This is a genomic window from Mangrovicoccus algicola (genome assembly GCF_014903745.1).
In the GTDB taxonomy this organism is placed as follows: domain Bacteria; phylum Pseudomonadota; class Alphaproteobacteria; order Rhodobacterales; family Rhodobacteraceae; genus Mangrovicoccus; species Mangrovicoccus algicola.
Window position 1 is genome coordinate 13,426 of sequence record NZ_JACVXA010000047.1, and the last position, 26,626, is coordinate 40,051.

At 69.9% G+C, this 26,626-nt stretch carries 24 protein-coding genes; 11 read left to right on the plus strand and 13 right to left on the minus strand.

Annotated features, from left to right (window positions below):
• Positions 1-10: 10 nt before the first annotated feature.
• On the minus strand, positions 11-358 hold the full coding sequence (locus tag ICN82_RS14740) for a hypothetical protein (protein ID WP_193184151.1): 348 nt from the start codon (positions 356-358) through the stop codon (positions 11-13).
• Between the two features lie 195 nt (positions 359-553).
• Between ICN82_RS14740 and pepN the strand changes: the two genes are divergently transcribed.
• Positions 554-3,115, plus strand: coding sequence for an aminopeptidase N (pepN, locus tag ICN82_RS14745; RefSeq protein ID WP_193184153.1), 2,562 nt, complete (start codon positions 554-556; stop codon positions 3,113-3,115).
• Positions 3,112-3,588 (plus strand): hypothetical protein, encoded by a 477-nt coding sequence (locus ICN82_RS14750; protein ID WP_193184155.1) that lies wholly within the window; start codon positions 3,112-3,114, stop codon positions 3,586-3,588. The genes pepN and ICN82_RS14750 overlap by 4 nt, the downstream gene beginning before the upstream one ends.
• 524 nt (positions 3,589-4,112) lie before the next feature.
• Here ICN82_RS14750 and lon read toward each other — a convergent pair.
• On the minus strand, positions 4,113-6,518 hold the full coding sequence (gene lon / locus ICN82_RS14755; RefSeq protein ID WP_193184158.1) for an endopeptidase La: 2,406 nt from the start codon (positions 6,516-6,518) through the stop codon (positions 4,113-4,115).
• A gap of 293 nt (positions 6,519-6,811) precedes the next feature.
• Here lon and zapE point away from each other — a divergent pair, with 293 nt between their 5' ends.
• Positions 6,812-7,951 carry a cell division protein ZapE gene (zapE, locus tag ICN82_RS14760; RefSeq protein WP_193184160.1) on the plus strand — a complete coding sequence of 380 codons (1,140 nt, stop codon included), beginning with the start codon at positions 6,812-6,814 and terminating at the stop codon, positions 7,949-7,951.
• Between the two features lie 4 nt (positions 7,952-7,955).
• Here the strand turns inward: zapE and ICN82_RS14765 are convergent, their stop codons facing one another.
• The 3 genes from ICN82_RS14765 to ICN82_RS14775 are packed head-to-tail and all read right to left on the minus strand — an operon-like array spanning position 7,956 to position 10,226.
• Positions 7,956-9,293: an MATE family efflux transporter gene (locus tag ICN82_RS14765; protein ID WP_193184162.1), complete on the minus strand. Its 1,338-nt coding sequence runs from the start codon at positions 9,291-9,293 to the stop codon at positions 7,956-7,958.
• Positions 9,286-9,786, minus strand: a complete 501-nt coding sequence (locus ICN82_RS14770; RefSeq protein WP_193184164.1) for a PaaI family thioesterase — start codon at positions 9,784-9,786, stop codon at positions 9,286-9,288. The genes ICN82_RS14765 and ICN82_RS14770 overlap by 8 nt, the downstream gene beginning before the upstream one ends.
• On the minus strand, positions 9,783-10,226 hold the full coding sequence (locus tag ICN82_RS14775; protein WP_193184166.1) for a PaaI family thioesterase: 444 nt from the start codon (positions 10,224-10,226) through the stop codon (positions 9,783-9,785). Before ICN82_RS14775 ends, ICN82_RS14770 begins: the two co-directional genes overlap by 4 nt.
• Positions 10,227-10,358: 132 nt before the next feature.
• Between ICN82_RS14775 and ICN82_RS14780 the strand changes: the two genes are divergently transcribed.
• From ICN82_RS14780 to ICN82_RS14790, 3 genes are all read left to right on the plus strand, one after another.
• Positions 10,359-10,748: a MerR family transcriptional regulator gene (locus tag ICN82_RS14780; RefSeq protein ID WP_193184167.1), complete on the plus strand. Its 390-nt coding sequence runs from the start codon at positions 10,359-10,361 to the stop codon at positions 10,746-10,748.
• 167 nt (positions 10,749-10,915) lie between these two features.
• The gene (locus tag ICN82_RS14785; RefSeq protein WP_193184169.1) at positions 10,916-11,314 is read left to right on the plus strand and encodes a MerR family transcriptional regulator; all 399 of its coding nucleotides are present in this window, start codon (positions 10,916-10,918) and stop codon (positions 11,312-11,314) included.
• 92 nt (positions 11,315-11,406) lie between these two features.
• A complete protein-coding gene (locus ICN82_RS14790) occupies positions 11,407-13,176 on the plus strand; it encodes an acyl-CoA dehydrogenase C-terminal domain-containing protein (protein WP_193184171.1) in 1,770 nt (589 codons plus the stop codon).
• 55 nt (positions 13,177-13,231) lie between these two features.
• On the opposite strand, the gene ICN82_RS14795 is transcribed toward ICN82_RS14790, so the two are convergent.
• Together ICN82_RS14795 and ICN82_RS14800 are read right to left on the minus strand one after the other, a co-directional pair.
• Positions 13,232-14,026, minus strand: coding sequence for an SseB family protein (locus ICN82_RS14795; RefSeq protein WP_193184173.1), 795 nt, complete (start codon positions 14,024-14,026; stop codon positions 13,232-13,234).
• 96 nt (positions 14,027-14,122) lie between these two features.
• Positions 14,123-14,422: a 4a-hydroxytetrahydrobiopterin dehydratase gene (locus tag ICN82_RS14800; protein WP_193184175.1), complete on the minus strand. Its 300-nt coding sequence runs from the start codon at positions 14,420-14,422 to the stop codon at positions 14,123-14,125.
• 200 nt (positions 14,423-14,622) lie between these two features.
• Here ICN82_RS14800 and ICN82_RS14805 point away from each other — a divergent pair, with 200 nt between their 5' ends.
• A complete protein-coding gene (locus tag ICN82_RS14805) occupies positions 14,623-15,756 on the plus strand; it encodes an amidohydrolase family protein (protein WP_193184177.1) in 1,134 nt (377 codons plus the stop codon).
• Between the two features lie 12 nt (positions 15,757-15,768).
• Here the strand turns inward: ICN82_RS14805 and ICN82_RS14810 are convergent, their stop codons facing one another.
• The 3 genes from ICN82_RS14810 to ICN82_RS14820 form a co-directional block, all read right to left on the minus strand.
• Positions 15,769-17,331, minus strand: a complete 1,563-nt coding sequence (locus tag ICN82_RS14810) for a hypothetical protein (protein ID WP_193184179.1) — start codon at positions 17,329-17,331, stop codon at positions 15,769-15,771.
• Positions 17,332-17,568: 237 nt separating this feature from the next.
• Positions 17,569-18,660: a helix-turn-helix domain-containing protein gene (locus ICN82_RS14815; protein ID WP_193184181.1), complete on the minus strand. Its 1,092-nt coding sequence runs from the start codon at positions 18,658-18,660 to the stop codon at positions 17,569-17,571.
• Complete coding sequence (locus ICN82_RS14820) at positions 18,657-19,835, minus strand: cation:proton antiporter (protein ID WP_193184183.1); 1,179 nt, start codon at positions 19,833-19,835, stop codon at positions 18,657-18,659. Before ICN82_RS14820 ends, ICN82_RS14815 begins: the two co-directional genes overlap by 4 nt.
• Positions 19,836-19,991: 156 nt before the next feature.
• On the opposite strand from ICN82_RS14820, the gene msrB reads away from it, so the two are divergent.
• Positions 19,992-20,447 carry a peptide-methionine (R)-S-oxide reductase MsrB gene (gene msrB / locus ICN82_RS14825; protein WP_193184185.1) on the plus strand — a complete coding sequence of 152 codons (456 nt, stop codon included), beginning with the start codon at positions 19,992-19,994 and terminating at the stop codon, positions 20,445-20,447.
• A gap of 286 nt (positions 20,448-20,733) precedes the next feature.
• Here the strand turns inward: msrB and ICN82_RS14830 are convergent, their stop codons facing one another.
• Together ICN82_RS14830 and ICN82_RS14835 are read right to left on the minus strand one after the other, a co-directional pair.
• A complete protein-coding gene (locus tag ICN82_RS14830; RefSeq protein WP_193184187.1) occupies positions 20,734-21,279 on the minus strand; it encodes a hemerythrin domain-containing protein in 546 nt (181 codons plus the stop codon).
• Between the two features lie 85 nt (positions 21,280-21,364).
• The gene (locus tag ICN82_RS14835; protein ID WP_193184189.1) at positions 21,365-22,552 is read right to left on the minus strand and encodes an amino acid aminotransferase; all 1,188 of its coding nucleotides are present in this window, start codon (positions 22,550-22,552) and stop codon (positions 21,365-21,367) included.
• A gap of 336 nt (positions 22,553-22,888) precedes the next feature.
• On the opposite strand from ICN82_RS14835, the gene ICN82_RS14840 reads away from it, so the two are divergent.
• The 3 genes from ICN82_RS14840 to ICN82_RS14850 all read left to right on the plus strand — a co-directional run bounded on the left by ICN82_RS14840 (position 22,889) and on the right by ICN82_RS14850 (position 25,913).
• Positions 22,889-23,899, plus strand: a complete 1,011-nt coding sequence (locus ICN82_RS14840; RefSeq protein WP_193184191.1) for a glycine betaine ABC transporter substrate-binding protein — start codon at positions 22,889-22,891, stop codon at positions 23,897-23,899.
• Positions 23,900-23,974: 75 nt separating this feature from the next.
• A complete protein-coding gene (locus ICN82_RS14845) occupies positions 23,975-24,865 on the plus strand; it encodes an ABC transporter permease (protein ID WP_193184193.1) in 891 nt (296 codons plus the stop codon).
• 61 nt (positions 24,866-24,926) lie between these two features.
• Complete coding sequence (locus ICN82_RS14850) at positions 24,927-25,913, plus strand: quaternary amine ABC transporter ATP-binding protein (RefSeq protein WP_226898512.1); 987 nt, start codon at positions 24,927-24,929, stop codon at positions 25,911-25,913.
• A gap of 30 nt (positions 25,914-25,943) precedes the next feature.
• Here the strand turns inward: ICN82_RS14850 and ICN82_RS14855 are convergent.
• Positions 25,944-26,626: SDR family oxidoreductase (locus tag ICN82_RS14855; RefSeq protein ID WP_193184197.1), on the minus strand; the 683-nt coding region annotated here is incomplete at its 5' end.

Consider the following 26,626-nt stretch of genomic DNA (forward strand, 5'->3'; position numbering starts at 1 on the left):
TCCTCCCGCATCATCCGGGCTGGCGCGACAGCCTGTGCTTGGCGCTGCCGGAGCGGCCCTTCCACAGGTAGGTGGCCGTGCCGTCGCGGTTCGGGGTCATCGTCACCTGCGCGCCCTCGGCATGGACGATCCGCACCGCCTCCGGCGTGACCGAGGCCGAGGCGATGGGGGCCGCCTCGCCATCGGAGCTCCAGCTGATCACCCGGCCCTCGCGGATGGTGATGATCGTGACCCGGCCATTCTTGGGGTTCTTTCCCGCCCAGACCCCGTTCCAGTCGAAACCGGCGGCCCGGGCAGGCAGGCAGGCCAGCAGCACCAGCGCCGCGGCCGAGGACAAAAGAGTGCGTCGAAACATCATTTTCGGAAATCCGTGCGGCCATTGCGCGACATGGCCGGCGGCCGCGCCCCGGCCATGGCGAAGGGATGCGCCGCGCCGCGAGTCGCGTCAAGGTTGTCTGCGCGGCCCGGACCCGCCTCGCGCGACTGTGCCCCGCTTCCCCTTCCGCTCGCCCCGCTGCGGGGCTAGGCTCCGCGTCAGACAGAGGAGTGCCCGATGCGCGATGCGAGTCCCCAATCAGCCGCCGAAACCGTCCATCTGAAGGACTATGCCCCCTTCGGCTACCTGATCGACAAGGTCGAGCTGGTCTTCCGCCTCGACCCGGAGGCGACCCGCGTGACGTCGCGCATCGCCTTCCGGCCGGACCCGGCGGCGAAGTCCCGCGATTTCTTCCTGCATGGCGAGAAGCTGAAGCTGATCGGCGCGCGCATCGACGGGCAGAAGGCCGCGCCCGAGATGGTGAAGGGCGGGCTGCGCTGCACGGTGCCCGACGCGCCCTTCCTGTGGGAGGCGGAGGTCGAGATCGCACCGGCGCAGAACACCGCGCTGGACGGGCTCTACATGTCCAACGGCATGTACTGCACCCAGTGCGAGGCCGAGGGGTTCCGCAAGATCACCTATTACCCCGACCGCCCCGACGTGATGGCGCCCTTCTCGGTCCGCATCGAGGGCACGCAGCCGGTCCTGCTGTCGAACGGCAATCCCGGGCGCAAGGGCGAGGGCTTTGCCGAATGGCACGATCCCTGGAAGAAGCCCGCCTATCTCTTCGCGCTGGTGGCGGGGGACCTCGTCTGCCATTCCGACAGCTTCACAACCCGCTCCGGGCGCCGGGTCGCGCTGGGGATCTGGGTGCGCGCGGGCGACCTGGAGAAATGCGGCTTTGCCATGGACGCGCTGAAACGCGCGATGGCCTGGGACGAACGCGTCTACGGGCGCGAATACGATCTGGACGTGTTCAACATCGTCGCGGTGGATGACTTCAACATGGGCGCGATGGAGAATAAGGGGCTGAACATCTTCAACTCCTCCGCCGTTCTGGCCAGCCCCGAGACGGCGACGGATGCCAATTACGAGCGCATCGAGTCGATCATCGCGCATGAGTATTTCCACAACTGGACCGGCAACCGCATCACCTGCCGCGACTGGTTCCAGCTTTGCCTGAAGGAAGGGCTGACCGTCTTCCGCGACCAGCAATTCTCGGCCGATGAACGCTCGGCCCCGGTGCAGCGCATCAACGACGTTCTGGCGCTGCGCGGGCGCCAGTTCCGCGAGGATAACGGCCCGCTGGCCCATCCCGTGCGCCCCGAGAGCTTCGTCGAGATCAACAATTTCTACACGGCCACGGTCTACGAGAAGGGCGCCGAGCTGATCGGCATGCTGCGCCGCCTGGTGGGCGAGGACGGCTATGCCAGGGCACTGGACCTCTATTTCCGCCGCCATGACGGGCAGGCCTGCACCATCGAGGACTGGCTGAAGGTCTTCGAGGATGCCTGCGACCGCGACCTGGGACAGTTCAAGCTGTGGTATGCGCAGGCGGGCACCCCGAGGCTGGGCGTGGAAGAGGCCTGGGACGGCTCCACCTTCACGCTGACCCTGACGCAGAAGACCCCGCCCACGCCCGGACAGGCGCAGAAGGCGCCGCTGGTCATCCCGGTCGCGACGGGCCTGCTGGCCCCGGACGGCAGCGAGCTGGTGCCGACGCGCATCCTCGAGATGACCGAGGCGCGGCAGAGCTTCCGCTTCGCCGATCTGCCGGTGCGCCCGGTCGCCTCGGTGCTGCGCGGCTTCTCGGCGCCGGTGATCCTCGAACGCCGCGCCGACCCGCGCCAGCTGCGGCTGCTGCTGGCCCATGACACCGATCCCTTCAACCGCTGGGAGGCCGGGCGGCTGCTGGCGCGCAACAGCCTGCTGGCCATGCTGCGCGACGGGGCCGATCCCGACGCGGGCTATTTCGCGGCGCTCAACGACCTGGCCGGAGAACTGGAGCTGGACCCGGCCTTCCGCGCGCTGTGCCTTGCCCTGCCCGGCCAGGACGATATCGCCCAGGCGCTGCATGACGGCGGCACGGTCCCCGACCCGGTGGCGATCTACCGTGCGCGCCGCAGCTTCGCCGAGGCGATGGCCCGGGCGCTGCAGCCGCGGCTGGCCGCGCTCTACGAATATTCGCGCCCCGAAGGTCCCTACAGCCCGGATGCCGGCGCGGCAGGCCGGCGCGCCCTGGCGGGGGCGGCGCTGGGACTGCTGACCCTGGTCGATGGCGGGGGCCGCGCAAGGCGCCAATACGCGGCGGCCGACAACATGACCGAACAGCTCGGCGCGCTTTCCGCGCTGGTCAGCATCGGGGAGGCCGAGGAGGAGCTGGCGCAATTCTACGCCCAGTGGAAGGACGACCGCCTGGTGCTGGACAAGTGGTTCGGGCTGCAGGTCGGGCTGGCAGGGCCCGAAACGGCCGTGGCCACGGCCCGGACGCTGAGCGAGCACCCGGACTTCTCCTGGAAGACCCCCAACCGGTTCCGCGCGGTGATCGGCGGTTTCGCGGCCAACCCGGCCGGGTTCCACGACCCGTCGGGGGCGGGCTACGGGCTGGTGGCCGACTGGCTGATCCGGCTGGATCCGGTCAACCCCCAGACGACCGCGCGGATGAGCACCGCCTTCGAGACCTGGCGCCGCTACGATGCCGACCGGCGCGCGCAGATGCGCGAGGCGCTGGAACGGATGCTGGCGACGAAGGGCCTCAGCCGCGACACGACCGAGATGATCACGCGGATGCTGGGATGAGGCGCGCCGGGCTTCTCTGGGCGCTCGGGCTCGCCGCCTGCGGGGAGATGACCCGGCTGGAGCCCGGCCAGCCGCCCCTGCGCGGCGGCGGCCCCGTCTCCACCGAGGGCGGCGGCGGCGGCGGCGGCACGCGGGGGACCGGCCCGCGACGGGACCCCGACCCGGTTCCCAATGTCACGCCCTATGCCGCGGAGGCGCAGCTGCGCCGCATCGACCGGGGCAGCGACGCGCTGGCCGCCATTCCGGCGACCGGGCGCGCCTCCGCCGGGGATATCGCGCAGCTGCGCCGCGACCGGCAGCAGGCCGAGGCGCTGGCAGCATCTCGGCCGGTCTCGCGGCCGCGCCTGGGCGGCCAGGACCGCAGCGCGCCCGATTTCTCGATGCCGCCGGGCGTCGATCCGCTGCAATCCGCCATCTGGCGCGCCCAGAACGCGGAAAGCCGCGCATTGGGACGCGGCCCGACCTTTCCCTGAGCACCGGGCCGGTTTCCCGAACCGGCAGACCCTGCGCCCTGCGGCGCGACAAGCCGCCTTCGCAACCGCCCGGCGCGCGCCGAGATCGGCCGCCCCCCGGCCTGCCTCCTCGCGGGTGCCGTCGGAAATGCGATGCGGCCGATGACTGCCTCTCCCGCCTTCCACCCGGGCACAGCCGCGACCTTGGAGCGGCAATGAAGGGCGATGGCGGCGCGCGCACCGGGACATGCGGCAATGGCAGCCCATCAGGCCCGCCGCCGGCGAACGCAGCCCGTCGCGAGGACAATGACCGCAACGAACACCCGGAGCCATTCCCCTGCACCCTGCCCCTGCGACGGGCGAGACCGGCCCGACCGAAGGCAACGCGGGGCAAAAGGGCCGTCCGGCCCGGCGATTTTCGCCCTGCCCTGTCCCCCGCCGCTTGCCGCATCGGGTCCCGGCAGGCGGCGGCCCGGGCGGCGGCGGCCGGGCATGAAAAAGCCCCCGCCGTTTCCGGCGGGGGCGATCAACGTGCCGCAGCGCGCTCAGTGCGCCGTTGCGGCGGCGTCCTTCCCGGCCTGGGCCAGCGCCTGGGCGGCGGCCTCCTCGGCCTCCTCGTCCCATTCGACCGGCTCGGGCTGGCTGGTCAGCGCGTGCTTCAGGACCTCGGTCACATGGCCGACGGGGATGATCGTCAGGCCTTCCTTCACATTGGCCGGGATCTCGGGCAGATCCTTGGCGTTCTCCTCGGGGATCAGCACCGTCTTGATGCCGCCGCGCAGCGCCGCCAGGAGCTTCTCCTTGAGGCCGCCGATGGCCAGGACATTCCCGCGCAGCGTCACCTCGCCGGTCATGGCGATATCCTTGCGCACCGGGATGCCGGTCAGGACCGAGACGATGGAGGTCACCATCGCGATGCCCGCCGAGGGTCCGTCCTTGGGCGTCGCGCCCTCGGGGACGTGCACGTGGATATCCACCTTGTCGAAGCGCGGCGGCTTGACCCCGATGGCGGTGGAGACCGACCGGACATAGCTCGACGCCGCCTCGATCGACTCCTTCATGACATCGCCGAGCTTGCCGGTGGTCTTCATGCGGCCCTTGCCGGGCAGCTTCAGCGCCTCGATCGACAGCAGGTCGCCCCCCACGGAGGTCCAAGCCAGGCCGGTCACGACGCCCACCTGGTCTTCCTTCTCGGCAAGGCCGTAGCGGAACTTCTTCACGCCCAGGTAATCCTCGAGGACCTCCGGGGTGACATCGACCGTCTCGACCTCTTTCTTGACGATCCGGGTCAGCGATTTCCGCGCGATCTTGGCGACTTCGCGTTCCAGGTTCCGCACGCCCGCCTCGCGGGTGTAGTAGCGGATCACGTCGGTCAGCGCCTCGGGCTCGAGCTTGAACTCCTTGGCCTTCAACCCGTGGTTCCTGACCTGCTTGGGCACCAGGTGACGGGTCGCGATCTCGCGCTTCTCGTCCTCGGTATAGCCCGCGACGGAGATGATCTCCATCCGGTCCAGAAGCGGCCCCGGCATGTTGTAGCTGTTGGCCGTGGTCAGGAACATCACGTCCGAGAGGTCGTATTCCACCTCCAGGTAGTGATCGACGAAAGTGCCGTTCTGTTCGGGATCCAGCACCTCCAGCATGGCCGAGGCCGGGTCGCCGCGGAAATCCTGGCCCATCTTGTCGATCTCGTCGAGCAGGATCAGCGGGTTGGTGGTCTTGGCCTTCTTCAGCGCCTGGATGATCTTGCCGGGCATCGAGCCGATATAGGTCCGGCGGTGGCCGCGGATCTCGGATTCGTCACGCACGCCGCCCAGCGAGATGCGGATGAATTCGCGCCCCGTGGCCTTGGCGACCGACTTGCCCAGCGAGGTCTTGCCGACGCCGGGCGGGCCGACGAGGCAGAGGATCGGCCCCTTCAGCTTCTTGGAGCGCTGCTGCACCGCAAGGTATTCGACGATGCGTTCCTTGACCTTCTCCAGCCCGTAATGATCGTCATCCAGGATGGTCTGGGCCTTGCCCAGATCCTTCTTGACGCGGGATTTCACGCCCCACGGGATCGACAGCATCCAGTCCAGGTAGTTGCGCACCACCGTCGCCTCGGCCGACATCGGCGACATCTGGCGCAGCTTCTTGATCTCGGCATCCGCCTTTTCGCGCGCTTCCTTCGACAGCTTGGTGGCCTCGATGCGCTCCTCGAGCTCGGCGATCTCGTTGGCCCCGTCCTCGCCGTCGCCCAGCTCCTTCTGAATGGCCTTCATCTGCTCATTCAGATAGTATTCCCGCTGGGTGCGCTCCATCTGCGATTTCACGCGGGTCTTGATCTGCTTCTCGACCTGCAGGACGCTGATCTCGCCCTGCATCAGGCCATAGACCTTCTCCAGCCGCTCGGCGATCACCAGCGTTTCCAGAAGCTCCTGCTTCTGCTGGACCTCCACGCCCAGATGACCGGCCACGAGGTCGACCAGCTTGGCGGGATCATGGGTCTCCGCGACGGCGGCCAGCGCCTCCTCGGGGATGTTCTTCTTGACCTTGGCGTATTTCTCGAACTCGCCCGAGACGGAACGCTGAAGCGCCTCCACCGTCGCGCCGTCGCCCTGGGATTCCTCCAGCGCGTCGGCCGTGGCCTCGAAATACTCTTCGTTTTCAAGATAATTGAGGATCTTGACCCGCCTGCGGCCCTCGACCAGCACCTTGACCGTGCCGTCGGGCAGCTTCAGCAGCTGCAGCACATTGGCCAGCACGCCGATCCGGTAGATCGCCTTGGTGCCGGGATCATCCTCGCTTGCGTCGATCTGCGAGGCCAGCAGGATCTGCTTGTCCTCGCGCATCACCTCTTCCAGCGCCTTGACCGATTTCTCGCGTCCGACGAACAGCGGCACGATCATGTGGGGGAAGACCACGATATCGCGCAGCGGCAGGACGGGATAGGACGGGCTGAGGGTATCTGTCATGGTTCATCCTTCGTGGCAGCGGACGGGAGTCCCTAGGCTAGGCAACTCCCTCCTCTCCGGTAAGGTTTCGTACATGGTACGAAGCTTCCGGTCTTTCAAGCATCGCCAGAGCCTGCCGTTCACCATGAAGCGAATGCCGGAGGCTTGCAAGGCGCGGCCGCCATGCTTTGCCGACAGCGTTAATCCTGTCCTGAGAAGCGCCCGCATCTTAACCGACCTGCAAGCTTTGAGCGCGGTCCCGCGCGGCACAAAGGCAGTTCCCCCCCGCAGGCTTCCGCGCTACATCGCGGGCCATGACCGAGCTGAAATACATCTATGCCACCCGCGCCGCCGAAGGCACGATCCGGCCCGACCCCGCGCAGGAGGCCGTCCTGCCGGAATTCGAGCGCATCCGCCGCGAGCTGGCCGCCCCGCCGCCGAAGCGCGGGCTGTTCGGGCTGGGATCGAAGAAGCCGCCCGAGCCGGTCCGCGGCCTCTACCTCTGGGGCGGCGTCGGGCGCGGCAAGTCCTTCCTGATGGACCTTTTCGTCGCCCATGTCGGCGTGCCGCGCCGCCGCGTGCATTTCCACGCCTTCATGCAGGAGATCCATGCCGGGCTGAACGAGGCGCGCAAGGCGGGCGCCTCGGATGCGGTCGTGCCGGTGGCCGACAAGGTCGCCGACGAGGTCCGCCTGCTGGCCTTCGACGAGATGACCATCACCGACATCACCGATGCGATGATCGTGGGGCGGCTGTTCGAGCGCCTGTTCGAACGCGGCGTGACGGTGGTGACCACCTCCAACCGCCATCCCGACGACCTGTACAAGAACGGGCTGAACCGGCAGCTCTTCCTGCCCTTCATCGAAGAGATCAAGGCGCGGCTGGTGGTGCATGAACTGGTCAGCCCGACCGATTACCGGCAGGACCGGCTGGCCGGGTCGCAGGTCTATTTCCATCCCGCCGATGCCGCCGCGCGCGAGAAGATCGACGCGATCTGGCACGAGATGACCGGCGCGCCGCGCAACCGCGACACCGCCCCCACCAAGGCCGGGCGCATGGCCGAGGAACGCCACCGCTCGGGCGAGGAACTGGTACTGAGGATCAAGGGCCGCGACGTGGTCATCCCGCGCTTCCGCAACGGGGTCGGCCGGGCCTCCTTCTGGGATCTGTGCGGCGCGATGCTGGGCCCGGGCGACTACCTGGCCATCGCCGAGGCGGTCCGCGTGCTGATCCTCGAGGACGTGCCGCGGCTGGGCATGGAGAAGTTCAACGAGGCCAAGCGATTCGTGACGCTGGTCGACGCGCTCTACGAGGCGCGGGTGAAACTGATCGTCTCCGCCGCCGACGAACCCGAACGGCTCTACCTGGACGGGACGGGCAGTTTCGAATTCGAGCGCACCGCCAGCCGCCTGCGCGAGATGCAGGACAGGAGCTGGGGCGCAGGGCCGGACTGAGCGCCTATCCCGGCCGCGCCGCCGCCCGTTCCAGCGCCGGATAGCGCCAGGCCAGCGCCGCGCCGCGGGCGATGTAGGACAGGCATTGCGCCGCCCAGAGGCCGTGATTGCCGAAAGGCGGCACCAGCGCCAGCGCGGCGGCGAAATAGATCCCGGTGGCCACCAGCATCATGTTGCGCATGTCCCGTCCGCGCGTCGCGCCGATGAAGATGCCGTCCAGCATCCAGGGCGCCACGCCCAGAAGCGGCACCGCGGCCATCCAGGGCAGGAAATGGCGCGCCTCCTCGCGCACCCCCGGCGCCGTGGTCATCAGGTCGATCAGCGCCCCCCCGGCCAGCGCGAAGAAGACCGTCAGCGCCAGACCGACCGCCAGGCCCGACTGGCTGCACATCACCGCCGCGCGGCGCAGCCGCCGCGGATCGCGCGCGCCCATCGCCTGCCCCACCAGCGTCTCCACCGCGAAGGCCAGCCCGTCCAGCGCGAAGGCGGTGACGGCGATGAACTGCATCAGGACCTGGTTCGCCGCCAGCGGCACCTCGCCGAAGGCGGGCGAGAAGAAGAACACGAAACTGATCCCCACCGACAGGAGCAACACCGAGCGGATCATGATGTCGGCATTGACCGCCGCCATGGCGACCAGCCGCGCCCGGTCGAAGACCCGCGCCGCGTCGCGCCACGCCGTGCCGCGGAAGGCGTCGCGGCAGAACCACAGCCCCGCCGCCAGCCCGGCCCATTCGGCGGCGAAGGTGGCCCAGGCCACGCCCTCGACGCCCCAGCCGAGGCCCAGCACGAACCACAGGTCCAGCAGGATGTTGATGCCGTTGATCGCCAGCTGCGCGATCAGCACGGCGGTGGCGCGTTCATTGGCGATCAGCCAGCCGATGATGCCGTAGCCTGCGATCATCGCGGGGGCCGACCAGATGCGGATGGCGCAATAGGACCGGGCCATCTCCTGCACTTCGGCACTGGCCGTCGACAGGCCGAAGGCCAGGCGGAACAGCGGCACCTGCAGGCAGATGAGCACCATCCCCGCCGCCGCCCCGATCAGCAGCGCGCGGCTGAGCAGCGCGACCAGTTCGCCCCGGTCGCCCGCGCCGCGCGCCTGCGCCGCCATGCCGGTCGTGCCCATCCGCAGGAAGCCGAAGAGCCAGTAGCAGGCATTGAGCAGCGCCGCCCCCACCGCCACCGCGCCGATCGGCGCGGCCAGGCCCATCTGGCCGACCACCGCCGTGTCGACCGCGCCCACCAGCGGCACGGTGGCATTCGACAGGACCATCGGCCCGGCGATCCGCCAGACGCGGCCATGGCTCAGCGGCAGGGCGGCCGCGGCGGTCTCATCCATCCTGCGGCATCAGGAAATGCCCGGTCGCCTGGGCGAACAGCCGGGCGCGGTTGTCCTGCCAAGCCTCGACATGGACCGATGCGTAGCGCCGGCCCGAGCGGTTGACCCGCGCCCGCGCATAGGCATCGCGCGGCAGTCCGGCGCGCAGGAAGTCGGTGGTGAAATCGATCGTCCTGGGCATGGCCAGCCGCGTCGCGGGATCGCGCAGCTCCTCGACCGTGACGGCACCGCTCTCGATGCGCTGCCACAGCGGCCCCCAGGCCAGCTCGATCAGCGCGGCGCATTCCAGGAATCCCGAGATCACCCCGCCATGCAGCGCCGGCAGCATCGGGTTGCCGATCAGCGTGTCCTTGTAATTCAGCAGCGCCGTCAGCTCGTCGCCGCGCCGCTCCATCGTCACGCCGATGAAGCGCAGATAGGGGATGCGCGCCTCCAGCGCCTTGAGCGCCGCATCGCGCCGCTGCTTGACCACCTGCATCGGTTCCGGCGTCATGGCGCGGCCTCCCGGCGTCCCAGCGCGGTGAAGGCGGCCGTGGCCATGGCGACGGGGCGGTCCGCGTCCCCCTCGGTCCAGGCCTGGGCGCGCACGAAGGCCACGGTGCGGGTGACATGATAGCATTCGGCCCGCGCGAGGATGCGTTTTCCCGGCGCGGCGGGACGCATGTAGTCGATGCGCAGATCCAGCGTCGCGGTCACCGCCTCGGCCATGTCGGGATGGCAGACGACGGCGCCGGCGCAACAGGTGTCCATCAGCGTCGAAACCGCCCCGCCATGGATCACGCCGGTCTCGGGATCGCCGACCAGCTCCTCGGCCCAGGGCATCGACAGGACCACCCTGCCCGCTCCGGCCTCCTCCAGCTGCAGCCCGAGCGCACGCGCCTGCGGCAGGGCCTCGGTGAAGGCGCGCAGCGCCTGCGGGATCTGTGGGGTCATGGCTATTCTCCTGCCGCCATATTGTTGCAAAGCCCGGGCGCGTCCATATCCTTGACGCGACGTCCGTGACGCAGCGTGCCGAATTGCCTCAGCCGTTCCGCGGCGCTAGCCTTCCGGGAAGGGAGGACGACGATGACCGCCGAGTTCGATGCTGGCCAGCAGCTGACCTTCAAGGAAATGTGCGCGAAATTCGACGTGACGCCGCGCACGCTGCGTTATTACGAGTCCATCGAGCTGCTGTTTCCCCGGCGCGATGGCGGCACGCGGTTCTACGGCCCGCGCGAGGTGGCGCGGATGACGCTGATCCTGCGCGGCCGCCGCTTCGGCTTCGCGCTGGAGGAAATCCGGCAATGGCTGCTGATCTACGAGGAAAAGGGAACCGATGTGCAGATGCGCGCCTGGCTGGACCTGGCCGCGCGGCAGCTGGCGACGCTGGAGGAGCAGCACCGCCAGCTGGGCGAGACGATAGAGGAGCTGCGGCAGCTGCGCGACCGGACCGCGGCCCAGATCCCGCAGGCATGATCTGGACGCATGGCCGGATTGCACCGACCCCATGTCAACTTGTTCCGACCCGCCATTTCTTTGCCATGACGCCACGTTCGGGTTACCTGCGCGGCAAGCCGTGTTGCAACCGGCTTACGTAGAGTACATGTGCCGACCCGCTACTGGCGGCAACAAGAGAAAAAGCAATGACGCAAGAAGAAACCCTGACCATCCGTGCCATGTGCGACGCCTTCGGCGTGACCGCGCGGGCGCTGCGGTTCTACGAATCCAAGGAGCTGCTGGCCCCGATCCGGATCGGCCAGAAACGGCTTTACACCCGGCGCGACCGCGCGCGGCTGAAACTGATCCTGCGCGGCAAGCGCTTCGGCTTCAGCCTCGAGGAAATCCGCCAGCTCCTGGATCTGCACAACCCGGCCGATCCGCAGAACACCCAGATGCGCGAGGCCGCGCGGCTGGGGCGCCAGCACCTGGCCGAGATGATCGAGCAGCGCGAGACGCTGACCCAGGCCATCGACGACCTGCAGCAGCAGCTCGACTGGGCCGAGGAGCAGCTTTCCGCTGTGGGGAAGACCGAGGCGGCCTGAGCCGCCTGAGCGCGTAGCCCCCCGCCAAGAGGGGGCACGCGACGCAAGTTTGCCGCGGCGCCTTCCGCGCCGCCTATCGGGGAGAGAGAACCATGCCGAGCTATACGGCCCCAACTGCCGACATCCAGTTCGTCCTGCAGGATCTGCTGGGCGTCGCCGATCGCGACCTGCCCGGCTATGCCGACCTGGATGCCGATTTCACGCGCCAGGTGCTCGAGGAGGCGGGGCGGCTGGCCACCGGCGTGCTGGCGCCGCTGAATGCCGTGGGCGACCGGCAGGGCTGCCGCCTGGAAAACGGCGCGGTGCGCACGCCCGACGGGTTCCGCGAGGCCTATCGCCAGGTCTGCGACGGCGGCTGGATCGGGCTCGACTGCGATCCGGACTATGGCGGCCAGGGCATGCCCTATGTGCTCAACTGCGCGGTGGGCGAGATGTTCGTCTCGGCCAACATGGCCTTCAACATGTATCAGGGGCTCAGCCACGGCGCGATCTCGGCGATCCAGGCCCATGGCTCGCCCGAGCAGAAGGCCGCCTATCTGCCGAAGATGATCGCGGGCGACTGGTCCGGCACGATGAACCTGACGGAGCCCCATTGCGGCACCGATCTGGGGCTGATCCGCACGAAGGCGGAGCCGCAGCCCGATGGCAGCTATTCCCTCACCGGCCAGAAGATCTGGATCTCCGCGGGCGAACATGACCTGACCGAGAACATCATACATCTCGTGCTGGCAAAGATCCCCGGCGGGCCCGACGGCGTGAAGGGCATCAGCCTGTTCCTCGTGCCGAAATTCCTCGTCAATGACGATGGCAGCCTCGGCGAGCGCAACGGCGTGACCTGCGGCGGGCTGGAAGAGAAGATGGGCATTCACGGCAATGCCACCTGCGTGATGCATTACGACGGCGCCAAGGGCTTCCTGATCGGCGAGATGCACAAGGGCATGCGCGCGATGTTCACCATGATGAACGAGGCGCGGCTGGGCGTCGGGCTGCAGGGGCTGGCGCAGGGCGCGGTCGCCTATCAGAACGCCGCCGCCTTCGCCCGCGACCGTCTCCAGGGCCGCGACGTGACCGGCGCCCGCAATCCCGGCGGACCGGCCGACCCGATCCTCGTCCATCCCGATGTGCGCCGCGGGCTGATGATGCAGAAAAGCTTCGTCGAGGGCGGCCGGGCGCTGGTCCTGTGGGGGGCCTCGCTGATCGATGCCGCCCATGCCGGCGACGCGGAGGCCGAGGCGCTGATCTCGCTGCTGACCCCGGTGATCAAGGGCTTCCTCACCGACAAGGGGTTCGAGACCACTGTGCTGGCGCAGCAGACGCTGGGCGGGTCGGGCTTCACCCGCGAATGGGGGCTGGAGCAATTCGTCCGCGATGCCCGCATCACCATGATCTACGAGGGCACGAACGGGGTGCAGTCGCTGGATCTCGTCGCGCGCAAGCTGCCTGCGAGCGGCGGCAAGGCGATGATGGCCTTCCTCGAGATGGTCAAGACCGTCTGCAAGGAGAATGACCGCGAGGAGATGGCCGCCTTCACCGCGCCGCTGAAGGCCGGGTCGAAGGACCTCCAGGAGGCGGCGATGTTCTTCATGCAGCACGGCATGAAGGATCCCAATGCGGCGCTGGCGGGCAGCTACGACTTCATGCATCTCTTCGGCCATGTCGCGCTGGGGCTGGTCTGGGCCCGCATCGCCGCGGTGGCGCTGAGGAAACTGGACGCCGGCGAGGGCGACCCGGCCTTCTGGCAGGCCAAGCTGGCGACCGGGCGGTTCCACATGGCCCGCCAGATGCCCGCGACGGGGCTGCATCTGGCCCGCATCCGCTCCGGCGCCGCGCCGGTCATGGATCTGGAGGCGGAGGCGTTCTGAACCGTCCCGTCCCGGCCGCAGAGCCGGGACCTCCCCTGGCCGGGGGCTGCCCGGCTCAGCGCAGGATCGGCGGCGCCTCGGGATTCATCCCCGGCGCCGGACGCTGCACGGGATCGGCCAGCCTGGGCAGGTCGAAGCGCAGCCCGACCCGCGCCAGCTGCGGCGCGATCCCGTCGGAGGCCGGAAAGAAGGCGACATCCAGCTGCCCCGCCTCGAGCCCCGAGAAGATCAGCGCCTCGTGCACCGCCCGCGCCAGCGCGGATTCCGACCCGGGCAGCGCATCGACGAAGGCCAGCAGGTGGCCGCGGCGTCCGTCGGCATAGGTGACCGCCACGAGATAGGCCAGATCCGCCAGCCCGCCCGCCGTGGCCAGCTTGCCGTCCAGCGCCTCGATCAGCGCCTCGGGCAGGCCCGCGGGCGCGCGCACTTCCGAAGGGCGCGCCTCGCCCTCCTCGGGGCGCTGCTGCAGCTGGGCATCGAGCCAGTCGACCGAGGCCGGTTCCAGCACGATCGCCGAGGGGGCCACATCGAGATTGACCCCCAGCCCGATCCCCTGCCCGGCCAGCATCTCCACCAGCACCCGGCCGGACATGCCCGCATAGGGCGCGATGCCGCCGGCGAATTCCGCAAGCCGCGCCTCGCGGTCGAAGACCAGCACGATCGGCCCGGTCTCCAGCTCGAAGACGCGCGGCGTCACGCGGTCGCCCTCGGCCTCGCGATCGAGCAGCAGGAACAATTCGCTCGATCCCAGCGTGTCGTAGAATCGCAGCCGCGCGGCATCATCCGCAGGGCGCGCCTCCATGCGGGCATGGGCCCGGTCAATCGGGGTGGGGTCGGCAGCATCGGTCATCGGAAGCGTCCTCCGGGCAGATTGCCGAACCCTACTTTGCTGCTTTGCAGCATGCAAGCGCGACCCCGGGTCCCCCCCGCGCCGCGCCCCCCGCACTCACCCGGCGATGGCCTCCATCGCCCGCGCCAGCGCGATGTCGCGATCCGTCAGGCCGCCCGCGTCATGACTGGTCAGCATCACCTCCACCCGGTTCCAGACATTGCGCCAGTCGGGATGGTGATCCGCCGCCTCCGCCGCCAGCGCGGCCCGCGCCATGAAGCCGAAGGCCTGGGAGAAATCTTTGAACTCGAACACCTTTCCGATGGCACCGGGCGTCTCGTCGCGCCGCCATCCGGCGGCCGCCAGGTCGGCGGCGATCTCGGCAAGCTCCGTGCCCGCGGGTAACCTGTCGGTCATCTGGACCTCCTTCGCTCTGTCTGCGCCCTGCCGGGCTGCCTGCCGGAGCCTAGTGCGCGCGCGCCGCGCGTCCATCCCCGCCCCGCCCCGGCTGCGGCATCACGCACCATGATCCGGCCATCTGTCACACCCACGACACAGAGAATCGCTACCTCTGGGCCAAAGCAGCGAGCAGGGACATGTCAGGTCAGCTACCCCCATTGCGGTTCACGGGCGCGCGCATCCTGCGCGACGGCATCCTGCAGGAACGCTCCATCGCCATTGCCGGGGGGCGCATCACCAAGGGACCGCTTCCGGCGATCGATCTCTCGGGCTACGTGATCCTTCCCGGCATCATCGACATGATGGCCGCCCGTCCCGCCGCGCGCGGCAGGATCGGCGGCCCCGGCTGGTTTCTCGACGAGGCCGACCGCATCGGGGCCGCTGCCGGGGTGACGACGCAATTCATGCATCAGGGCTGGTCCTGGGAAACCGGCGCCGACAGCCCCGCCGCCGCGGAAGCCATGGCGCAGGCGCGCGCGGAGCAGGCCGCCCGCTTCGCCACCGACCTGCGGCTGATGCTGCGCATCGAGCACGGCCTGGCCCATCAGACCGCCCGCATCCTCGAGCTGGTGCGCCGCAGCGGGATCGACCTGGTGATGTTCTCCAACCGCGCCGCCCGGGCGCGCGACCTGCGCGACGGCGACGAGGCCGGATTTTCCGGGGCGGCCGCCCGGATCGGGCAGGATGCCGGGGCGCTGTCGCAGGTGCTCGATGCGCTGGCCGCCACCGCCGCCTCCGTGCCGCGCGCCCTGTGCGACCTGGCCGAGCAGTTCGACGAGCTGGGCCTGCCCTACGGCTCGATCGGGGATGAAAGCGGCGAAGCGCGCGAACATCACTCGATGATCGGCGCCGGGATCTGCATGGCCCCGGCCAGCTCCCGCGCCGCGGCGGCGGCCCGCGCCGTCTGCGACCCGGTCGTCCTGTCGGCCCGGGACCTGGCCGAGCAGATCCAGACCCGCACCCTGGACGCGGTGCAGCTGGCGCGCTGCGATGCGATCGTCTCGGACGGCGCGCCGCTGCAGCTTGCGGAACTGGCCCTGCAGCTCGAGGCGGCAGGCGTGATGGATCTGCCGCGGGCCTGGGCGCTGATCTCGGAAAACCCCGCGCAGCTGATGCGCCTGACCGGGCGCGGGCGCCTCGATCTGGGGGCGCGCGCCGACCTGGCCATCCTCAACCGGGCCAGCGGAAAGATCGAGGTGACGATCGCGGGCGGGCGCATGGCCTTCCTGGGCGGCGCCGCGGCGGCCCGGATCCTCGGGCGGGACGGCCGCCGCCTGATGGCCGCCGAATAGCCCCAGCCGCGCTCAGACGGCCGCCTGGGCCAGCCGCTCCGAGAGCCGCTCGGTCAGCCGCCCCGGCGGCGCCTCCGCCAGCAGCTGCACGCACAGCGCCACCAGCCGGTCCTCGCGGACAGACAGGCCGCGCAGCAGGGCCAGGCTGCCGGGCTGGCGCAATTCCGTCTCCGGCCCTGCGGGGCCATGCACCGGGATGCCGTGACTGCGCGTTCCGGCGCAGACCGCCGCCAGCGGCCAGGCGCCGGTTTCCACATGACGGCGCAGCACCAGCGGCGGGACCGGGTCGGCCCGCCCGACGATCGCCTCGAACCGGCTGCGCAGCCCGAAGAATTCCGGCTGCGCGTAATCCAGCATTTCCGGATCCCAGCCCTGCGAGCGGCTGCTGCGCAGGCTGGCGCGCGCCATCTGCCATCCCGGCAGCAGCGGCATCGCCCCGTTCAGCGCCAGGCTGAGCCGCGTCGTGGCGGGCCCGCCATTGCGCAGCGTCAGGCTCCACTCCCCGGCTTCGGCACAGCTGCGGCCATATACCGGCTCGCTGCAGGTGGGCGCGAAGCCCAGCACATGCGACAGGCGCGCGGCCCGGCCCGCCGCCGTTGCGGGATCCGGCGACAGCACCGCCGCCAGCCCCCCGTTGGCGGCCTCGAACCGGCCTGTCTCGCCATCCTGGGGCATGGTCGACATCTCCTGCCGCTCGCCCGACTGGGCCTGCAGCGACAGCGAAAGCGGCCCGCAGGCCCCGGCGGCGACCGATTGCTGCAGATCCAGGAAGACCGGCACCCGCCGGTCCGGCGGCAGCAGAAGGTCCAGCCGCGCGGCGCGCCCGGGCTGCAGGACCATGCCGGCATCGGCATATTCCTGGACGAAACCGCGTTCCGACAGAAGCAGCGCGCCCTGCCCGGTGGTCCAGCAGAACCGCCGCAACTGCCGGGACACCAGGCGCTCCAGCTGCCGCACGGCCCCGCGATCCAGCCCCAGTCCGGCCAGGTCCAGGCGCAGCAGAAGCGCGTGGCGCGCCGAGGCGACCGACAGCGCCTGCATCACCTCCTGCAGCCCCAGCAGCACCGTCGCCACCGCCATTTCCCCGCCCATGCCGCGCGGCAGCTGCCAGGCGGCCTCCCAATGCCGGGCGCCGGGGCTGCCATCGGCCAGGACCGGCGCCGAGATGCGCCCGGCAGGCAGCCAGAACCGGCGTCCCTCGGCATCGACCAGCGGCACGGCCAGCCGCCGCATCCGCCGCCGCGCGGCCCCCGCCGCCGTGACGCTCAGAACCACCGGAAGGGGCTGCGGCAGCTGCGTCCAGACCTGCGCCGCGGTATGCCCGGCGGCCGCCTGGCGCGGCACGGGCAGCGGCAGGGCGCCCCGCAGGTCCGGTTCCGGTCCCAGCTGCACCGCCAGCCCGCCGGATGCGGGCCCCGCCAGGGCGCTGGCCAGCCGGTCCACCGGCAGGAGACACCCCCCGGGCATCCAGCCCTGCGGTCCCTCCAGCAGCCAAGCCTGCGCCGCGCCCAGGAACATCCCCTCCCGGCGTGCCCAGTTGCCCGCCCGGCCATTCACTTTTCTCGCAATCGTCATGATCCGGCTACCATGCCCACTTACGCCCCGGAACATATCAGCATTCGGCAACATTTCCGTCTATCGCCCTTAGCCCGAAGGGTATCGCATATACCCGACCGGATATGATCGGCGCGCCCCGGCCGGGCGGAAGGACGGGATTCCCGCCGCCGCCGAGGCCGCTCAATGCCCCATCCGTCGCCATGTGCGATTACAAATTAGGCAAATGTAATTTGTACGGTGCGCGAATCGGTCGAATCACGCCCCGAACCGCCGGCTGCCCGCGTCGTGCGGCAGGGCGGCGCGGAACGCACCGGGCGAGCGCCCCGTCCAGCGCCGGAAGGCCGTGGAGAAGCTGCTCTGCTCGGCATAGCCCAGCAGGAAGGCGATCTCGGCAAGGCTGAGGCCCCGGTCGGCCAGCATCAGAAGCGCCTTGCGCCGCCGCACCTCCTCGACCAATTCGCGATAGCCAAGGCCCTGTTCCTGCAGCCGCCGGGTCAGGGTGCGCGTGCTCAGCCCCAGATCCTGCGCCGTCGCGGCAAGGGAGGGGGCGCCGCCGGAGAGCCGCGACAGCACCGCGCGTTCCACCCGGTGGCGCAACCCCTCCTCCGCCCGGGGACTCTCCTCCAGCAGCATGCGGCCATACCGCTCCAGGTGGCGCAGCAGGTCGGGATCATGCTCTTCCAGCGGCAGCGCAAGCGTGGCGGCATCGTAATGCAGCTCCAGCCGATCGGCCCCGGCAATCGCCACCTTGCAGCCCCACAGTTCGGCCAGCCGCGCCTCGTGACCGCGCGAGGCGGTGCCCAAGAGCACGGCGGCAGGGCGCACCGGGCGGCCCGTGGCGCCGCGGAATTCGGCGATGACGGCCGAGACGATGAATTCCTGATAGCCCGGCAGCTGGAACACCCAGGGGTCCAGGCTCTCGGCGCGCCAATGGCCGCCGCCGGGGGACTGCCCGAACGCCAGGCGCAGCCCCGGCCGGGTCAGGCGCAGCAGCCGCGCCGCCGCCTCCATTGCCGCGGACATCGAACGCGATCCGTGCAGGACATAGCTGACGATGGTGCTGGTGGAGCCGGGCATCCGCAGCCCCAGCGCCGCCGCATGGCACGATCCCGGCATCTGCTCGTCCAGCGCCTGGAAAAACGCCGCCTCGCGGCGCTGGCCGATCACCGCCTCCGCAGGGTCCAGATCCGTCCGGGTCAGCCCCGCCGCCGCCAGCGCCGCCGCCCCCGGGCGCGGCCCGGTCAGGGGAAGCGCATCGCGCACCCAATCCGCCGGAACGGTGAAATCCCCCTCCGGCCCTGGCCCCGATTCGGGCCGCCCGCCCCGCTCCGGCCCTGCCCGGCTCATGCCTGCCTCCGGGCGAACCGCCGCGACAGGGGGGCCGCCGTGATCCCGTGCAGCATCGCGCTGATCCAGACGGCATTGACCGCCAGGTGCAGGATCGGCTCCGCCTCCACCGGATCGATATCCGGCACGACCAGCAGCGCGAACAGCGCCGTCGCCAGGCCGCGCGGCCCGAACCAGCCGAAGAACAGCCGGGTCGGGCCGTCGGCATCCGTGCCCGCCAGCGACAGCCAGATCGCGGCCGGACGGATCACGAAGAGGCTGAGCAGGATGATCGCCAGCATCCGTCCGTCCAGCGCCCGCACCGCGTCGGGCATCAGCCCCAGCCCGATCAGCAGGAAGGCCGACCAGGCGAGGATCTGCCCGTCCCCCTCGGCGAAGTGATAGACGAAGCCCGAGCGGCGGGTGACCACATGGCCGAAGGCCAGCCCCCCGGCAAAGGCCGCGATGAAGCCGTTCCCGCCCAGCAGATCGGCCAGCACATAGGCCGCGCCGGCCAGCGCCAGGGTGGCGATGCCCTCGAATGCCTCCGAGCTGGTGCCGCGGGCCACGGCCAGGTTCATCAGCCGCGCCCCTGCCCAGCCGACCGCGATCCCCGCCGCCGGGCCCAGGATCACCTGCGCCGCGGCAAAGCGCAGCCAGTAGCCGCCCTCGCCCGAGCCGGTGCCCGCCGCCAGGCTGGCCAGCATCAGCACCAAGGGCAGGGCCAGCCCGTCATTCAGCCCGCTTTCCACGGTCAGGGCCTGGCGCTGGCGCGCGGGCACCTGCGGATTTGAGATCACCGCCTGTCCCAGCGCCGCATCGGTCGGCGCCAGGATCGCGGCGGCCAGCGCCGCGGTGGCCAGCGGCCAGTTCGGCGCCAGCAGGGCGACCATGCCGGTGCCCAGGGCCACCGCCAGCGGCAGCCCGACCAGCAGCATCCGCACCGGCCACTGGCGATGGCTGCGCAGCTTGCGCAGGTCGGTCTGGGCCGCATCGAGGAACAGCAGCACCACCAGCGCCAGTTCCGCCACGGCATGCAGCACATGGATCACTTCCGCATCGCGCCCGCCGCCCTCCGCCAGCGCATAGCCCAGCAGGATGAAGACCATCGGCGCCGTCACCACGGTCTGCGACAGGCGCCGCGACAGGAGGCACCAGGCGATCGTCACGATCGCGATGATGAGCGTGGCGGTCATCGGCTTCCCCCGGTATCTGCGCGGCCCGTCTGCCGCCTGCCTGTCTGCCGCATGTCTGCCGCCGGGGCAAGCGCGCCGCCGGCCCCGCGCGCCGCCGGCCCTTGATGTTTGCCGCCGCAGACCCGAGATCTGCGGGGACGGAACAGGAGACGCGCCATGAGCGATGCGATCAAGGACACCGATGACAGGACCGAGGCGCTGACGCGGCTGACCCCCGAACAGTACCGCGTCACGCAGCAGAACGGCACCGAACGGCCCTTCGCCAATCCCTATTGGGACCTGAAGGAGCCGGGGCTTTACGTGGACGTGGTCTCGGGCGAGCCGCTCTTCGCCTCGGTCCACAAGTTCGACAGCGGCACGGGCTGGCCCAGCTTCACCCGGCCGGTGGCAGAGGGCGCCGTGACCGAGCACCGCGATGCCAGCCACGGGATGATCCGGGTGGAGGCGCGCTCGGCCGCCGCGGACAGCCATCTGGGCCACGTCTTCCCCGACGGGCCGCGCGACCAGGGCGGAATGCGCTACTGCATCAATTCCGCGGCGCTGCGCTTCATCCCGGTGGAGCAGCTGGAAGAAGAGGGATACGGCGCGCATCTGGGGCTGTTCTCGGACTGAGCGGCCCGGCCAACCGTTAGCCGCCGCCCCTCGACCGGGGGGACCGCGGCGCCGCCTGCCGGGCCAGGGGCGCCTCCCTGCCGCGCCAGCGCCGTTCCTGCCGGGACCATGCAGCCCCCCGGACCCGCAGAGAGCCTGCACCGGGAGCGCGGAGGCGGCGCCCGCGGCGGGACCGGCATCGCCCGGGCGGGGCGGCGCAGCCGCCGCACCGTTTCGTCCTGCGGCTGCGAGGCGGGGCGGCAGGGAATGACAGGCCCCGCGCGAGCCACCCCGGGCGCCTTCCGGGCTACATGGCGTGACGGAGGATCACGGGCACGACCAGATCCTCCTCGTCCTCCAGATGCCGGGAGAGGAACGGCGACAACGCCTCGACCGAGCCCAGCAGCCGCCCCGCGGCATCGCGATCCTGCGGATCGGCGGCGGCGGCGCGGATCTCCGCCTCCAGCCGCGCCAGCCAGGGATCCAGCGCATGGTGGTCGCCGTCAAGCAGCGCGAAGCCCTGCGCCAGGCGCGGCTCCAGCTCCTGCATGACCGGGAAATAATGGTGGTCCTCGATCCCGTGGTGATCGTGCAGCCCGCCGACCAGCATCCCGCCCGCCTGCCACAGCCGCCGCGCCGCCGTCTCCGGCGCCGCCCGCCCGTCCAGCCGCGCCTGCAGATCCCGTTCCAGCAGGCCGCAGAGGCGGCGGAATTCCAGGTGCTTTTCCAGCCAGAAGGCCGCCAGCCCGCCGAAGCGCGGATGCGCGCTCCAGCCAGACCGCGGCAGGTCGGCGACAAGCGCGGCCAGCGCCGGGGGCAGGCCCGTCCGGGCGCCCAGGTCGTCATCGCTCATGATCCGCCCCTCCCTTGCCTTCCAATACGCGAAAGGCGCGGGACCGTCGCCCGCGCCTCCGCCGTCCTCACGATGTCGCGCGGCCTCAGCCGCCGACCACCTCCGCCACCGCCTTCGCCAGAAGCGGCACGGTGCGGCTGTTCAGGCCGGCGATGTTGATGCGGCTGTCGGAGACACCGTAGATCCCGTGGGACTCGCGCAGCACGTCCATCTCCTCCGAGGACAGGCCCAGCATCGAGAACATCCCGCGATGGCGCGCGATGAAGTCGAAGCGGTCGGAATTGGTCAGCCGCTTCAGCTCGGCGGCCAGCTGCTCGCGCAGCGCCAGCATGCCGGTGCGGACCTCTTCCAGTTCCGCCATCCAGTCGGCCTTCAGCGCCTCGTCGGTCAGGATCATGCTGACCAGCCGCGCGCCGTGATCGGGCGGGAAGGAGAAGTTCTGGCGGTTCAGATAGGCCAGCGACTTCTGGGCGCGCACGGTATCCGCCCCGCCCCGGCTGACCGCCATCAGCGCGCCGGTGCGTTCGCGGTAGACGCCGAAATTCTTGGAACAGCTTGCCGCGATCAGCGTCTCGGGGCATTCGGCGGCGACGAGGCGCACGCCGAAGGCATCCTCTTCCAGCCCGTCGCCGAAGCCCTGATAGGCGATGTCGATCATCGGGATCAGGTCGCGTTCATTCAGCAGCTCGACCACCTGACGCCACTGCGCATGGGTCAGGTTCGCGCCCGTCGGGTTGTGGCAGCAGCCATGCAGCAGCACCACGTCGCCCGGCAGCGCGGTGGCCAGGTCGGCGATCATGCCCACGAAATCGACCTCGCCCGTGGCCGCGTCGAAATAGCGGTAGGGCTTGTGGGCGACATTCATGTGCTTGAGGATCGAGACATGGTTGCCCCAGGTCGGCGAGGAATACCACACGGTCGCATCCGCGCGGCCCAGCTTGACCAGGTCGAAGCCCTGGCGCACCGCGCCGGTGCCGCCCGGGGTCGCCACGCAGGCCGCCTCGGCGCGGGGAACCGCATCCCCCAGCACCAGAGCGACCATCGCGTCGTTGAATTCCGGGGCCCCCGCCAGAGCGACATAGCTCTTGGTGGTCTCGGTTTCCCACAGGGTCTTCTCCGCGGCCTTCACGGCGCGCATGATCGGCGTCTTGCCGTCGGGATCCTTGTAGACGCCGACGCCCAGGTCGATCTTCTGCTCGCGCGGATCCTCGCGGAACATCTGCATGAGCTTCAGGATCTTGTCTTCGGGCTGGTCGGGAAGTGCGCTGAACATGGGAACCTCGCGGTCAGGAATGATGCCGGGGGCTTAGGGGAAACCGGCGCAAAGGGCAATGACCGCCGCACGGGAATGCCCCATCCCGCCTCCCGGCCGCGTTCCCGTCCCCGCCCCGCCACGACCGCCACCCGCGGATGCCATCGGCAGGGAACCGCCGTCTGCCTGCCGAGTTGCGCAACGGGGTTGATTGTGCTTCCTTTCGGCCACGCTCCGCCGATCCGCCCCCGAGGGGGCAGCGACCGCGGAGAAATCGCCCATTCGGGGTGGTGACCGGGATCCGGGCCAGATCGGTCCGGCAAGGCAGACACACGAAGAGAGAGCGGGGAGCATCCCATGACCAGAACCAGTACCGCCGCGGCGACCGCCATCGGCCTCATCCTGTCCGCGGGGGCGGCCATGGCGCAGGAGCAATGCGGCGAGGTCTCGATCGCCGAGATGAACTGGGCCTCGGCCGAGCTGATGGCCAATGTCGACGCGATCATCCTGGAGGAGGGCTATGGCTGCGACGTCTCGATGATCCCCGGCGGGACCAACACCATCTTCGCCTCGATGAACGAGAAGGCCCAGCCCGACGTGGCGCCGGAGCTGTGGATCAACGCGGTGCGCGAACCGCTCTCGGCCGCCAAGGAGGAAGGTCGGCTGCAGGCGCTCAATGACGGGCCGATCACCGGGCTGGGCGAAGGCTGGTGGGTGACCTCGGAATTCCACGAGGCCCATCCCGAGATCGACACGGTCGAGAAGATGCTGGAGCATCCCGAACTGGTGCCCGATATCGAGGATCCCGAACTGGGCGCCTTCATGGGCTGCCCGGCGGGCTGGGGCTGCCAGCTGGCCAATGCCAACATGTTCCGCGCCTTCGACATGGAGGAAAAGGGCTGGAAGCTGGTCGATCCGGGCTCGGCGGCGGGGCTGGACGGCTCCATCGCCAAGGCGGTGAACCGGTCGGATCCCTGGTTCGGCTATTACTGGTCGCCCACCGCGGTGATCGGCAAGTACGGGCTGGTCATGCTGCCCTTCGAGACCGAATGGGCCGGCACGGAAAACTGGGACGGCTGCATCGTCAAGGCCGAGCAGGACTGCCTCGATCCCCAGCCCTCCAGCTGGACCGAATCCGAGGTGGAAACCGTCGTGACCGCCGAATTCCTGGAGGAAGGCGGCATCGCGCAGGATTACTTCAAGGCGCGCGTCTTCCCCGGCGAGGTGATGAACGCGATGCTGGTCTACATGACCGAGAACCAGGCCAATGGCGAGGATGCCGCCTATGAATTCCTGATCGAGCACGAGGATGTCTGGACCTCCTGGGTCTCCGAGGATGTCGCCGAAAAGGTCAAGGACGCGCTCTGAGCGCGACCGGGCATCGCCCCCGCACCGTCCGCATCGCCGGATGCGGGCGGGCTTCCCCTTCCTGAAAGGAGCATCATGCTCGATTTCCTCACCGAATTCCCCTCGCTGGGCCGCCGGGACCTCTCGGCGCTGCGCCAGGGGATCGACGAAAGCTTCCGCACCTTCTCGCGTGCCTATGGCGAACAGCTGGAAGCCTTCTTCAACCCCCTGCTGAAATTCCTCGTCTGGTTCCAGGACCTGCTGACCGACGCGCCCTGGCCGCTGGTGATCCTGGTGATCGCGCTGCTGACCTGGCTCGGCGCGCGCAGCTGGAAGATCACGACGGGCACCGTCCTGGCCTTCCTGGCCATCGGCATCCTCGACATGTGGGAGGACACGATGGCCACGCTGGCGATGATCTCGGTGGCCACCGTGCTGTGCATCGCCATCGGCATTCCGCTGGGCATCCTGATGGCGCGCTGGGACCGGGCGCAATCGGTGATCACCCCGATCCTGGACGTGATGCAGACCATTCCCAGCTTCGTCTACCTGATCCCGGTCGTGATGCTCCTGGGCATCGGCAAGGTGCCGGGGCTGCTGGCGGTGTGCATCTACGCGCTGCCGCCGATCGTGCGGCTGACCAATCTGGGCATCCGACTGGTCGACCGCGAGGTGATGGAGGCGGCCGAGGCCTTCGGCGCCTCCTACCGCCAGAAACTGTTCGGCGTGCAGATCCCGCTGGCGCTGCCCAACATCTTCGCGGGGGTGAACCAGACCATCATGATGGCGCTGTCCATGGTCGTCATCGCCTCGATGATCGGGGTGCAGGGGCTGGGCGTGCCCGTCCTGCGCGCGATCTCCAACCAGTACCTGGCGCTGGGGCTGATGAACGGGCTGGCCATCGTGGCGCTGGCCATCATCTTCGACCGCGTCAGCCAGACCTATGGCAAGCGCCTGCAGAGCTATCGGGAGACCGGCCGTGAGTGATCCCGTGACCACCGACGAACCCAAGGTCCGCATCAGGGAACTGTACAAGATCTTCGGCGACATGCCGCAGGAGGTCCTGGCCCATGTCTGCCAGGGCATGACCAAGGCCGAACTGCTGGATCTGCACAGCCACGTGCTGGGCCTGCGCGACATCAATCTCGACATCCCCGCGCGCAAGCTGCAGGTCATCATGGGCCTGTCGGGATCGGGCAAGTCGACGCTGATCCGCCATCTCAACCGGTTGATCGAACCCACCTCGGGGGAGATATGGATCGACGGCGAGGATGTCCTGGCGATGAACGACAAGGCGCTGCGCGACCTGCGCCGGTTCAAGATGTCGATGGTGTTCCAGAAATTCGGCCTGCTGCCGCATCGCACCGTGCAGGAGAATGTCGAATACGGCCTGACCATCCAGGGCATCACCGACGGGGAGGCCGCCGCGCGCGCAAGCCGCTGGATCGACCGGGTCGGGCTCTCCGGCTTCGAGAGGCATTACCCGGGCCAGCTCTCGGGGGGGATGCAGCAGCGCGTGGGCCTCGCCCGCGCCCTGGCCACCGATGCCGAGATCCTGTTGATGGACGAGGCCTTCTCGGCGCTCGATCCGCTGATCCGCACCGACATGCAGACCATCCTGCTGGAACTGCAGGAAGAGCTGCACAAGACGATCATCTTCATCACCCACGACCTCGACGAGGCGCTCCGGATCGGCGAGCGCATCGCGATCCTGCGCGACGGAGAGATCATCCAGGCCTCGGATCCGCAGGACATCCTGATGAATCCCGCCGATGGCTACATCACGGATTTCATCAAGGACGTGAACCGCGCCAAGGTGGTGCGGATGCGCACGATCATGGGGCCGGGCGGACCGGCCGCGGGCGCGCCGGTCGATGCGGCCGAGACCATCGAGCAGGCCCTGCCGAAACTGCATGCCGCGCCGGACGGGCTCTGCCCGGTGATGCGCGACGGCCGGCAGGTGGGCACGGCCGGGCTGGATGCGGCGATCCGGGCCCTGCGCCCGCCCGCCGCCAGCAGCGCGCAATACAGCTGACGCCGCCGGAGGAGGGCCCCGGCCCTCCTCTCATCCCGCCGACTTGGTGATCGCATTGCCGCCATCGGCATAGAGCGCCGCCCCGGTGACGAAGGCCGCGCGATCCGACAGCAGGAACACCGCCGCCTCCGCGATCTCCTCCGGCGCCGCCATGCGCCCCAGCGCATGCATCCGCGCCACCTGGGCATGCCAGGCCGGATCCGTCCCCGCCATCGGCGTCAGCGTGCCCCCGGGCAGCAGCGCATTGACCCGGATCCCGGCCGCGCCATGTTCCGCCGCCAGCACCTGCACCAGCCCCGTCAGCCCGGCCTTGGCCGCCGCATAGGCGCCCATCCCCGGCAGGCCGATTCCCTGTCCGACGAAGGAGGAGGTGAAGACCAGCGACCCGCCGCCGCGCGCATGCATCGCCGGGATCTGGTGCCTGGCGCCCAGGAAGGCGCCGGTCAGGTTGACGGCGACGACCTCCTCCCAGTCCCGCAGCGCCATCTGCGGCACGGGCGCCAGCGTCCCGGTGATCCCGGCATTGTTGAAGGCCGCATCCAGCCCCCCGAAACTGCGGCAGGCCAGATCGACCAGCGCCGCCGCGAAGGCCTCGTCGCGCACATCCCCGGCCGCCCAGACGGCCTGTCCGCCCAGCTCGGCCGCAAGCGCCTGCAAGGCCGGCGCGCGCCGCGCGGCCAGCACCACCCGCGCCCCGCGCCGCACCAGCAGCC

What these genes read in the sequence shown, in the direction of transcription:
- ICN82_RS14740 (WP_193184151.1), bottom strand. Translation starts at nt 358, where the DNA reads ATGATGTTTCGACGCACTCTTTTGTCCTCGGCCGCGGCGCTGGTGCTG.
- pepN (WP_193184153.1), top strand. Translation starts at nt 554, where the DNA reads ATGCGCGATGCGAGTCCCCAATCAGCCGCCGAAACCGTCCATCTGAAG.
- ICN82_RS14750 (WP_193184155.1), top strand. Translation starts at nt 3,112, where the DNA reads ATGAGGCGCGCCGGGCTTCTCTGGGCGCTCGGGCTCGCCGCCTGCGGG.
- lon (WP_193184158.1), bottom strand. Translation starts at nt 6,518, where the DNA reads ATGACAGATACCCTCAGCCCGTCCTATCCCGTCCTGCCGCTGCGCGAT.
- zapE (WP_193184160.1), top strand. Translation starts at nt 6,812, where the DNA reads ATGACCGAGCTGAAATACATCTATGCCACCCGCGCCGCCGAAGGCACG.
- ICN82_RS14765 (WP_193184162.1), bottom strand. Translation starts at nt 9,293, where the DNA reads ATGGATGAGACCGCCGCGGCCGCCCTGCCGCTGAGCCATGGCCGCGTC.
- ICN82_RS14770 (WP_193184164.1), bottom strand. Translation starts at nt 9,786, where the DNA reads ATGACGCCGGAACCGATGCAGGTGGTCAAGCAGCGGCGCGATGCGGCG.
- ICN82_RS14775 (WP_193184166.1), bottom strand. Translation starts at nt 10,226, where the DNA reads ATGACCCCACAGATCCCGCAGGCGCTGCGCGCCTTCACCGAGGCCCTG.
- ICN82_RS14780 (WP_193184167.1), top strand. Translation starts at nt 10,359, where the DNA reads ATGACCGCCGAGTTCGATGCTGGCCAGCAGCTGACCTTCAAGGAAATG.
- ICN82_RS14785 (WP_193184169.1), top strand. Translation starts at nt 10,916, where the DNA reads ATGACGCAAGAAGAAACCCTGACCATCCGTGCCATGTGCGACGCCTTC.
- ICN82_RS14790 (WP_193184171.1), top strand. Translation starts at nt 11,407, where the DNA reads ATGCCGAGCTATACGGCCCCAACTGCCGACATCCAGTTCGTCCTGCAG.
- ICN82_RS14795 (WP_193184173.1), bottom strand. Translation starts at nt 14,026, where the DNA reads ATGACCGATGCTGCCGACCCCACCCCGATTGACCGGGCCCATGCCCGC.
- ICN82_RS14800 (WP_193184175.1), bottom strand. Translation starts at nt 14,422, where the DNA reads ATGACCGACAGGTTACCCGCGGGCACGGAGCTTGCCGAGATCGCCGCC.
- ICN82_RS14810 (WP_193184179.1), bottom strand. Translation starts at nt 17,331, where the DNA reads ATGACGATTGCGAGAAAAGTGAATGGCCGGGCGGGCAACTGGGCACGC.
- ICN82_RS14815 (WP_193184181.1), bottom strand. Translation starts at nt 18,660, where the DNA reads ATGAGCCGGGCAGGGCCGGAGCGGGGCGGGCGGCCCGAATCGGGGCCA.
- ICN82_RS14820 (WP_193184183.1), bottom strand. Translation starts at nt 19,835, where the DNA reads ATGACCGCCACGCTCATCATCGCGATCGTGACGATCGCCTGGTGCCTC.
- msrB (WP_193184185.1), top strand. Translation starts at nt 19,992, where the DNA reads ATGAGCGATGCGATCAAGGACACCGATGACAGGACCGAGGCGCTGACG.
- ICN82_RS14830 (WP_193184187.1), bottom strand. Translation starts at nt 21,279, where the DNA reads ATGAGCGATGACGACCTGGGCGCCCGGACGGGCCTGCCCCCGGCGCTG.
- ICN82_RS14835 (WP_193184189.1), bottom strand. Translation starts at nt 22,552, where the DNA reads ATGTTCAGCGCACTTCCCGACCAGCCCGAAGACAAGATCCTGAAGCTC.
- ICN82_RS14840 (WP_193184191.1), top strand. Translation starts at nt 22,889, where the DNA reads ATGACCAGAACCAGTACCGCCGCGGCGACCGCCATCGGCCTCATCCTG.
- ICN82_RS14845 (WP_193184193.1), top strand. Translation starts at nt 23,975, where the DNA reads ATGCTCGATTTCCTCACCGAATTCCCCTCGCTGGGCCGCCGGGACCTC.
- ICN82_RS14850 (WP_226898512.1), top strand. Translation starts at nt 24,927, where the DNA reads ATGCCGCAGGAGGTCCTGGCCCATGTCTGCCAGGGCATGACCAAGGCC.